The following is a 9037-nucleotide window of genomic DNA, read 5'->3' as shown; positions in this document are numbered from 1 at the left end:
TGAAGTCATTATCGATACTTTCGCCAACTATCTCACCGCCAAAGGCGATCGCGTCATCGTAGCTCGAACTGCCCCCGCCGCGATCGACCTAGCTCGCAGTCACGCTCCCGATCTCATTTTGGTCGATCTCCAACTTGCCAGCGCGGATGGGAGAGCGACCTTTGAGGCGCTGTGCCGCTTCCCCAGCCCCGTTATCGCCATGACGGCTGGTTTTAGCACTGAGGATCGCGCTCGCTGTTTGCAACTTGGCGCGGCGGCTTACCTCACCAAACCCATCAAACTGCTCGAATTGCACCAGCTCATTCAAGATTGTTTGTACTCAGATCTTGCCTCCACAGATTACTAGTGTTTTAGTGAATAGTGAATAGTGAATAGTGGTTAGAGGGTGCAAGATTGTCTACATTTAAATTGACCACAGATTAATCTTGAAGTATGCTTGGGTATACTAAATACATACCCGATCGATCGATTTAGTTTATACCGATCGGCTTCGATCTATCTTTGCCAGGAATAAGCGCGATCGAGCATGATTATCCTTGGCAGAATATAATTAAGCTTGAATACAGATCTGTAGTTAGATCCATCCCTATCGCTACTTGAGTTTATGCAGATGAATTTTCAAGATGAATACGATCTGGTAGAAGCAGCACCAATGAAAACGTTGGCACCATATGTAGACAGACTCGACAAGCTAGATCGGACGATTTTGGAGGCGCGAGTGAGTAAATCGATCGCCGCCGAAGCGATCGCCACCGAACAGGTGGCGGATCTGTATTTAGAATGTGGTAAGGACAAGGTTGCTGCCGTCTATTTGCAAGCAGCTTACGATCTGTATGTCACCGCTGGCGTGACGACCAAAATCGACTACCTCGAATATACTCATCCCCATTTATTCGCCGCCCAGCCAGCTCCCATCGCGGCAACTAGCTACTTTACCGATGAATTTATTGCCACCCTCAGCCATGAATTTCGGAACCCGCTCAATGGGATTTTGGGGATGTCTGAAGCCTTATTAGAAGAGGTCTTCGGGACGATGAACGAACGCCAACTCAATGCGGTGACGACGATCGATCGCAGTGGAGGCTACTTGCTGGCAATGATTAATAACATGGTGGATCTGTCGCAACTGCAAGCCGGGAAGCTAGCACTAGATCTTACCCAAGTCTCTGTCGCCGAGCTGTGCAACTCTAGCACGTCCTATGTCCAGCACCACGCCATTCAAAAACAAATCCAGCTCGACACCGAACTACCGCCGCAGACTGGTTATATCGCTGTCGATCTCCAGCGGATGCGGCAAGTCTTCATCGATCTGCTCGAACGGGCGATCGATGCGACTCCCGTAGGCGGTAAGGTTAAATTGGCAGTGAGGATCCAACCGCAGCAGCGCGAAACGGATCGATCGACAATCCAGTTTTCGGTCATTGATACTAGCAAAGAACTCTCTCCCACCCGCAACGATAACGAGCGCGTCTCCCAATTTGCCGCCGAGCTGAATACGCAAGGTCGCGGCTTTGGCTTGATGCTGGTACACCCGATCGTCGAATTGCATGGTGGGACGATCGAGTATCACAGTGCGATCCCCGGAAACGGTGCCGCCACCGGACGCGGTTCGATCGTCAATATCTGCTTACCCGATACCCACTCGCCAAGCGATCTGACGACACTCAGCGGGAGTCAAGCAGCGCCGCAACTCGCCACCTCCACGCAGACGTTCGCGCCAGATCTGCCAGAACTACCACTGATCCTCATCGTCGAAGATAACGAACTCAATATCAATACAATTGCTAGCTATCTAAGTGCCAAAGGCTATCGCCCGATCGTCGCTGGCGATGGTGCCGCCGCGATCGAACTCACCCAAAAGTTTCATCCCGACTTGATTTTAATGGATATTCAAATGCCCGGAATGGATGGACTCGCCGCGATCGCTTCCATTCGCCAACAGCCAGATCTCGCCAAAATTCCGATCGTCGCGCTCACCGCCCTTGCCCTCGAAGGCGATCGTGCTAAATGTCTGGCTGCTGGAGCCAATGAATATCTCACCAAACCAGTCAAACTCAAACAGCTCAACGAGACGATCCAACATTTTTTAAGCCTTCCAGATATCGATACGATTTCTGGAGATTTATGGCAATAGGCTTTAGGTATTAGGCTTTAGGATTTGGGGTTTAGGGAAAACAATATTAGTAAATATTTTGTTTTTACTTTTGCAGGAGATCTATTAAAAAATGGCTGACAATTTAGTTGATGCTCAGCGATCGCCCGAACCGATTTGCATCCTCGTCTGTCAAAATCGGACTTGTCGCAAACAAGGTGCAGCAGACGTTTTAGCCGCTTTTCGAGCGATCCAGCCCCCGACGATCGCCTATGAAGGTTGCGGCTGTTTGGGCAACTGTGGCAATGGGCCGATGGCATTAGTTCTACCAGCCAGAATATGGTATTATCACATTCGACCTCAAGATGTCTCCACGATTATTGCCGCTGCTACTGCTGAATCATCGAATTGTGAATAGTGTTTTAGTGGATAGTGTTTTAGTGGATAGTGAATAGTGAATCTCTATTACCTATTACCTATTACCTCTTACCTATTACCTATTACCTCTTACCTATTACCTCTTACCTCTTACCTAACTAATGAATAATATCATGCATATTACCTCTCGCGATCGCTGGGAGACCGCCAAAAATACCGGGACTTATCGCAGCGATTCATTATTAACTGAAGGTTTTATTCACTGTTCTACATTAGCCCAAGTTATCGGATCTGCCAATCGCTTTTTCCAGCAGCAAATAGACCTAGTTATTTTGATGATTGATGTCGATCGAGTCACTTCGGAAATCAAGTACGAAGGTGCAGATCCTCAGAATTTATTTCCACATATCTACGGCACTCTCAATATCGATGCCGTCACCCAATCGATCGATATTGAAACTGATTCAGATGGTTTATTTGTGATGCCAAAGGAGTTAATAAGTTAATTGAGAATTGAGAATTGAGAATTGATTTAGTTAGTAGGGTGGGCAGTGCCCACCAGCTATGTTTCAGGCAGAATATATTTTATAAAAATTGCATCTATACTACTTCCCTGATTATTTTAGCTGCTAGAATTAGCGATGAGTTATGTGGTGGGCAGTGCCCACCCTACCAAAACCCAAATCCTAAAGCCTAATCCCTCAAGCCTAAAGCCTAATGAAAATTGCTACTTGGAACGTCAACTCGATTCGGACACGGCTAGATATTGTCACAAATTGGTTGCAACAAAATCCAGTCGATGTCCTCTGCATCCAAGAAAGTAAAGCCACTGACGAACAATTTCCGATCGCCGCGCTCGAAGCTTGTGGTTATCATGTCTATATCTCTGGCCAAAAATCATACAATGGGGTAGCCATATTTAGCAAACAGCCACTAACTAATGTTAGCAAAGGTTTTGGTGGCATCTTAGCAGCCGAATTAGTCGGCGATTTAGACGAACAAAAGCGGGTAATTACTGGCACTCTCGATGGCGTCCAGATCGTGAATCTCTACGTCCCGAATGGAAATACATTAGGCAGCGATAAATACGCTTACAAGCTGCGGTGGTTGGAATTATTAGGAACATATCTAAACACCCTAATTACCTCCGGTCAGCAGTCAATTTGCGTCTGTGGCGACTTTAATATTGCTCTCGAAGATATCGATATCCATAGCAAAACGGTATCTTTAGATCGCGTCATGGCAACTCCCACCGAGCGCGAATTACTCCGTAAATCCGTCCTTGATTTAGGCTTCCAAGATAGCTTCCGGAAATTCACTACCACAGGCGGACATTTTAGCTGGTGGGATTATCGTCAACAGGGCTTCGAGCGCAATCGCGGCTGGCGAATCGATCATCTTTATCTCACACCAAATTTATTCAATCGAGCCACTAATTGCACGATCGATATCGAGCCACGAAAATTAGTCCAACCCAGCGACCATACACCTGTAATTGTGGAGCTTTCCACATAAAAATCCACACAATTGAATATCAAGAATAATTAATTATTTTTCCAAAGTCTGGGATCTAACTCAAATGGTTGCGAAGATCCTAAACTTAACTTAGCAAAATCGGGGTGGGCTGGATTGATTAGATAGTTGTACTCTATTGGAATAACTACCGAAGGCACTGCTAAAATCGCCGTTGACCCCGCTTGAAACCATCGATCGCCCATATTCGCCAAAATAGCAGGTGCAGGAATATGACGCCAATCTATCGGTAACTGAGCCACTTCTAAATAGTCGATCTTTACCTCTGGTGGCACATCGACTCGAATACCAGCCAACATCGCCGCAACATCTTCAACTTCCATGTGGACAAAGACTTCTAACGCTGCTAATGAGAGCGTTCCCGAAGTATAGACCATCCCCTGTCCGCGAGAATTCCAGCGTCCGCCGACTCGTCTTGCACCTTCACCACTAAAAGCTGTATCTGCATACTTACGCTTAGAAATTCGCCACAGACTCAAACTCAACTGTACACTCCATACTCAATTCGATCGAGTAATTCCGATACCTGCTCTGTCCCGGCATCTGTATCGAGTAGCTCGACAGGAGCATGACCATTTAACGCTCGATTGGGTCGTTTCAGCCAGCTAGTCGCCGTATCAGCACTTTCAAATACATCCTGCGCTTGAGCTGCAACCCTCGCCATTCGGTACAATCGATCCGACCAAGTGGCGTTTAAAGGCTTGTCTTCTTTTTGAAGTCTGACGATCGTGCGTACTGAAGTTCCTACCACCTTGGACAGCTCGGCATCTGAAAGTTGGTAGTAATTAGCAACTCGCTTAAAAGACTCGATCGAGAATCCGCGCCTTACTACTTCAATATCTGCATTCGCTGAAGCTAAATTTGTCGAACCCGGAATTCCCAGGATAGCCAGTAATTGTGTTGATGAAGTCATGATTTACCTCGATCTAGGCATCTGTCTCAATTTTAACGCTAAATGCTCGATCCGCAACCTCATCAGTCCGATGGCGATCGCGTAACCATGCAATTTTGGTCGATCTTTAGCATCAACGTGGGTCGGCTGGTAAATCTGGGCAACGTAACTCCAAAAGTGAAGTAAAAAGAAAAAGCTTGCCCGATCTTCCATCAGCATTCCCTCATTATTTTTGAACTAAATACCCTTGTGGAACTATATCTTGATAAATATAGATATCGGTTGGTGTCGATCGATCGGTATCGGCATCATAAATTTCTCGCTGAGTTATTCTAAAATTTTGCGCCCCTTTCGTTCTGGGTTTTAATTGCTCCCGTTCTACAAAACTAGCACTGTAATGGGATCTAAATAATGCAGTCAGTCCGGCTAGATTGAACTGTAGGGTGGCTTTATTAGCGGTATCGAAAAAGAGGTAAAGAACCCACATCCCATCTTTTGCTTGCCGCCACAGCCAGCAATCTGCAACGCGATTCTCCACGGGAGAGGCTACGCCAACGAATCAAGAGCATCGAGCTTATCTACAACAACACTAAAACCAACAACTTTGTGTTCGTGTACTTTTAGGGCTTTGCGATCGGGCAGACTTAAATTGTTGTTGGGAATATAAACGTTACTATCGTCAATCTCCAATTTTTGAAGTTGGTACTTTACTGCCCGAATAAATGGTTCTGGCTCTTGAAAACCTTTAATTACCACTAACCGAGCCTTCAACGTTGGGGCTGGAGAGATCGGGTGAATATCTGGCGGCTGGAACACGAGTGAATATCGATCGATTTTGAGTAATTTGTGAACTAGTTGCAGAAATAGAGGTACATACTCTTGTAACGTTCTAATTCTTAGTTGCGAATTTTCATTGAGGACAATTTCTCGATGACCATTAGGTTTACCGCCGATTGTCGCCATGCTCCAGTTAGTTGTTATTTTATGAACTGCTGAATAGGTCAAGTTCAAAATTTCCCGTCCCGTACAACCAACTCCATGTAATTGCTCTCTAGCCCGATCGGAGGTCGCTTGGAGGTAACGCGAACGTCGAAAATAAGTACTAATTAGGCACACTGCTTGGAGAAAATCACCACCTTTGACATCCTTGAGTAGCGGCTGCTGTTGAAAGCGACGTTCTCTTTCTGCCCTGTCGATACAGTAAATGCAACTGAACCATCTGAACTGTGACTAGATCGGGTGGGAAATTTAATAATTCACCAGATAGCCCAGACCAACATTTTATAATATTAGGTAGATCCGATAAGTTCTCCCACTCTCGACCTTTTTCCAAGCGATCGATATAAGTTATTTCACAATATTTTATAACTGGCTCATCAATATGTGGATGAGAGAGTGTTGCTGCTGCGATCGTGACCAAAAGCTTTGGGATGGCGTTTTTTCACATTCTAAGTTTCGTTGTTGATATTTCTTCAATGTAAGCTATTTTGCTAATTGGGATAAGATTGTGGGGCATTGCATCCATCTCCCACCATGCCTGCTACCCCCGAAATAGGACAGATCGTTAACGTCCGCGCCCGTCAGTATTGAGTCGAAGCCGTTACTCTGCCGATTCATCCTCAAGGGGATACATTGGTGTCGCTGGCTTGCTTGAATGATGATGCTCAGGGGCAAGTGCTAGAAGTCTTTTGGGCGCGGGAGATCGATGCGGAGATTTTGGGAAATTCGACTTGGGAGCAGGTTGCTCAACAGGGATTCGTTCGCGTAGCGTCTCCTCGGAGAATCGACCCCACTACTTCTCGGCTTATCTCCATACCCTGCGCTGGAATTGCGTTACTTCTACCAATCCCAAGTTGTTTCAGGCTCCTTATCGGGCGGGGATTGAAGTTAAGGCGTATCAGTTGGAGCCATTGCGGAAGGCTTTGTTGATGCCTCGTGTCTCGCTGTTTATTGCTGATGATGTGGGCTTGGGGAAAACGATTCTCCAGGGGGAGAGGCTTCGCCAACGAGGCGGGGCTAATCTTGCGGGAAATGATTATGCGCCAGAAGATTCGGCGGGTGGTAATTGCTTGTCCGCCTTCGGTGGTACGGCAATGGCAAGAGGAGATGGAGAGCAGATTTGGGCTGCTATTTCAGGTATGCGTTGGCGTAGCCTCTCGGAACGAGACTCGATTCTCAACTCACCAAAACTATGCGGGAGTTAGCCCCGCGTTTTGAACATAAGTTATTTCTCTCGGCGACTCCCCATAATGGGCACTCTAACAGCTTCACAGCCTTGTTAGAGATACTCGATCCGCAACGGTTCTGTCGTGGGGTATTCGAGCCAGAGAAGCATCAAAAAGCATTGGAGACGGTGATGGTAAGGCGGTTGAAGCAAGATTTGCGAGATACGGGAGATGGAGACTTCCCGCAGCGGAAGATTATCCCGATCTCGATCGAGGGTTTACCTGTAGATGCTCCAGAATTGGTTCTTGCCCAACTGCTCCAGCAATATCGCACCTGTCGGGAGCAACGACTCAAGGATGCGCCTAAGTCTACTCAGAATACTGCCAAGCTGGTAATTACTTCTTTGCAAAAACGGTTACTTTCGTCGATCGAAGCCTTTGCACGGACGTTGAAAGTACATCGAGCGTCAATTGAAAGACAAGCAGAGAAACAGCGTCAGAGCGAACGCCTCCTAGCCCCCTGCTTGGTGGAACGCACGCTGAGGGAACCTCAGCGCGATTCCATCCGCAATTCTGGGGGAACCGGAGAAAGTCCCCCAAATTTGGGGGATTTAGGGGGCAATTTCCCTCTGCTGCAACAATCGAGCCGAACTAAGCGAAGCTGAAGTTCAAGCGGAAGAAGATGCTCAGATGACTAGAGCTACCCAGCAGACGAATCGAGAGATCGGGGCGGAAGAGTTGGCACTATTGGCAGAAATGGGGAATATCGCTCAGAATGCGCGGCATCAGGCGGATGCGAAGGTGCAGCATTTGGTTGCTTGGATTAGGGAGTATATGTGTCCGAAGTTGGGACAACCGCAAGCTGTTTGGAACGATCGCCGTCTGTTGATTTTCACTGAATATTTGGACACCAAAAGTTATTTAGAACGACAACTTACGCAAGCAATTGGTAATACTTCCCAAAGGCTGGGCTTCTTTCATGGCGGCATGGGCGAACAGAATCGCGAACAGATTAAAATCGCTTTTAATGCCGATCCGCATACTCACCCGTTGCGAATTTTGATTGCTACTGATGCGGCGAGAGAAGGGATTAATCTTCAGAACTATTGCGCCGATCTGTTTCACTTTGATATCCCGTGGAATCCCAGTCGGATGGAGCAACGGAATGGACGGATCGATCGCAAGCTCCAACGGGAAGCTGAGGTGCGGTGCCACTACTTTATCCTCAAGCAACGGGCGGAAGATCGGGTACTGGATGTATTGGTTAAGAAAACAGCCACCATTCAACGGGAGCTAGGCAGTCTGTCGCCAGTGTTAGAGCGACAAGTGGCTAAATTGTTGGATACGGGGATTTACAGCCAGCAGGAAGCCCAATTGAAGGCGCAGATTGAAGATATCGATAGTAAGTTAGCGGGTAAGTCTGATGAGTTATTAGTCGAGCGACGAGTTAATATCCAAGAGCAACTAGAGATCGCCCGTCCACTTAAAGCCGATCGAATTGAACCTGTGGGTTTAGTCTATTTATGGCCTGTGAGTAAATAATATCGCCCCCTAGCCGCCAATGCTGGGGGAACTGGAGACAATTCACCAAATTAAGCCCCCCAGCCCCCAATTCTGGGGGAGCAAGAATGGAAAGTCCCCCAGAATTGGGGGATTTAGGGGGCAGGCAAATATCGATCGCTCAAACAAATTTATTACTACTTAATTCAGCATGGGCATCGATCCACAAATTTTAAAGCATCGGGAATGGTTAGGATTGCTCCAGCCAGTTGGTTTGGTAGTCTCACCTCTGGCTCTGACTCGCGCTCAGGCGATCGTCGATATCAGTCGCCCGTTGGCGGAGCCTCTTCTAAGAAACTCAAGCCACAATTAGCTCAGGAACTAGATCGAAGCCCATTTTCTTCGCCCGTTGTTTTATATGTTTAAGCACTCGTTGTTGGTATTGATGCTCATAAGCTTCGGCACCAGCATCCACAA

11 protein-coding genes and 1 pseudogene are annotated in these 9037 nt (G+C 47.1%); 8 read left to right on the top strand and 4 right to left on the bottom strand.

Translation table 11 applies throughout. From position 1 onward, the window contains the following. From RMO35_RS00145 to xth, 5 genes are all read left to right on the top strand, one after another. Positions 1 to 346: response regulator (locus RMO35_RS00145; RefSeq protein WP_309737712.1), on the top strand; the 346-nt coding region annotated here is incomplete at its 5' end. 264 nt (positions 347 to 610) lie between these two features. After that, the gene (locus RMO35_RS00140; protein ID WP_309737710.1) at positions 611 to 2134 is read left to right on the top strand and encodes a response regulator; all 1524 of its coding nucleotides are present in this window, start codon (positions 611 to 613) and stop codon (positions 2132 to 2134) included. 91 nt (positions 2135 to 2225) lie between these two features. Then, positions 2226 to 2510 carry a (2Fe-2S) ferredoxin domain-containing protein gene (locus RMO35_RS00135; protein WP_309737709.1) on the top strand — a complete coding sequence of 95 codons (285 nt, stop codon included), beginning with the start codon at positions 2226 to 2228 and terminating at the stop codon, positions 2508 to 2510. 121 nt (positions 2511 to 2631) lie between these two features. Beyond that, positions 2632 to 2976 carry a DUF952 domain-containing protein gene (locus RMO35_RS00130; RefSeq protein WP_309737708.1) on the top strand — a complete coding sequence of 115 codons (345 nt, stop codon included), beginning with the start codon at positions 2632 to 2634 and terminating at the stop codon, positions 2974 to 2976. A gap of 211 nt (positions 2977 to 3187) precedes the next feature. Further along, positions 3188 to 3985, top strand: a complete 798-nt coding sequence (xth, locus tag RMO35_RS00125; RefSeq protein WP_309737707.1) for an exodeoxyribonuclease III — start codon at positions 3188 to 3190, stop codon at positions 3983 to 3985. Positions 3986 to 4014: 29 nt separating this feature from the next. Here the strand turns inward: xth and RMO35_RS00120 are convergent, their stop codons facing one another. Beyond that, the gene (locus tag RMO35_RS00120) at positions 4015 to 4488 is read right to left on the bottom strand and encodes an RES family NAD+ phosphorylase (RefSeq protein ID WP_309737706.1); all 474 of its coding nucleotides are present in this window, start codon (positions 4486 to 4488) and stop codon (positions 4015 to 4017) included. Beyond that, positions 4485 to 4916, bottom strand: coding sequence for an antitoxin Xre/MbcA/ParS toxin-binding domain-containing protein (locus RMO35_RS00115; RefSeq protein WP_309737705.1), 432 nt, complete (start codon positions 4914 to 4916; stop codon positions 4485 to 4487). Before RMO35_RS00115 ends, RMO35_RS00120 begins: the two co-directional genes overlap by 4 nt. 42 nt (positions 4917 to 4958) lie before the next feature. Between RMO35_RS00115 and RMO35_RS00110 the strand changes: the two genes are divergently transcribed. Then, positions 4959 to 5081 carry a hypothetical protein gene (locus RMO35_RS00110; protein WP_309737703.1) on the top strand — a complete coding sequence of 41 codons (123 nt, stop codon included), beginning with the start codon at positions 4959 to 4961 and terminating at the stop codon, positions 5079 to 5081. Positions 5082 to 5121: 40 nt separating this feature from the next. Here the strand turns inward: RMO35_RS00110 and RMO35_RS00105 are convergent, their stop codons facing one another. Both RMO35_RS00105 and RMO35_RS00100 read right to left on the bottom strand, forming a co-directional pair. After that, on the bottom strand, positions 5122 to 5433 hold the full coding sequence (locus RMO35_RS00105; RefSeq protein ID WP_309737702.1) for a hypothetical protein: 312 nt from the start codon (positions 5431 to 5433) through the stop codon (positions 5122 to 5124). Positions 5434 to 5441: 8 nt separating this feature from the next. Beyond that, complete coding sequence (locus RMO35_RS00100) at positions 5442 to 6011, bottom strand: type I-MYXAN CRISPR-associated protein Cas6/Cmx6 (protein WP_309737700.1); 570 nt, start codon at positions 6009 to 6011, stop codon at positions 5442 to 5444. Positions 6012 to 6428: 417 nt separating this feature from the next. On the opposite strand from RMO35_RS00100, the pseudogene RMO35_RS25105 reads away from it, so the two are divergent. Both RMO35_RS25105 and RMO35_RS00080 read left to right on the top strand, forming a co-directional pair. After that, positions 6429 to 8539 (top strand): annotated as a pseudogene (locus RMO35_RS25105) (helicase-related protein); the annotation flags it as partial. A gap of 232 nt (positions 8540 to 8771) precedes the next feature. Beyond that, positions 8772 to 8933 carry a hypothetical protein gene (locus RMO35_RS00080; RefSeq protein ID WP_309737694.1) on the top strand — a complete coding sequence of 54 codons (162 nt, stop codon included), beginning with the start codon at positions 8772 to 8774 and terminating at the stop codon, positions 8931 to 8933. Positions 8934 to 9037: the final 104 nt, after the last annotated feature.

The organism is Chamaesiphon sp. OTE_20_metabat_361 (assembly GCF_031364565.1).
Note: the sequence above shows the minus strand (reverse complement) of the source record. Positions and strands in the feature narration are given on the sequence as shown.

What these genes read in the sequence shown, in the direction of transcription:
- RMO35_RS00140 (WP_309737710.1), top strand. Translation starts at nt 611, where the DNA reads ATGAATTTTCAAGATGAATACGATCTGGTAGAAGCAGCACCAATGAAA.
- RMO35_RS00135 (WP_309737709.1), top strand. Translation starts at nt 2,226, where the DNA reads ATGGCTGACAATTTAGTTGATGCTCAGCGATCGCCCGAACCGATTTGC.
- RMO35_RS00130 (WP_309737708.1), top strand. Translation starts at nt 2,632, where the DNA reads ATGAATAATATCATGCATATTACCTCTCGCGATCGCTGGGAGACCGCC.
- xth (WP_309737707.1), top strand. Translation starts at nt 3,188, where the DNA reads ATGAAAATTGCTACTTGGAACGTCAACTCGATTCGGACACGGCTAGAT.
- RMO35_RS00115 (WP_309737705.1), bottom strand. Translation starts at nt 4,916, where the DNA reads ATGACTTCATCAACACAATTACTGGCTATCCTGGGAATTCCGGGTTCG.
- RMO35_RS00110 (WP_309737703.1), top strand. Translation starts at nt 4,959, where the DNA reads ATGCTCGATCCGCAACCTCATCAGTCCGATGGCGATCGCGTAACCATG.
- RMO35_RS00080 (WP_309737694.1), top strand. Translation starts at nt 8,772, where the DNA reads ATGGGCATCGATCCACAAATTTTAAAGCATCGGGAATGGTTAGGATTG.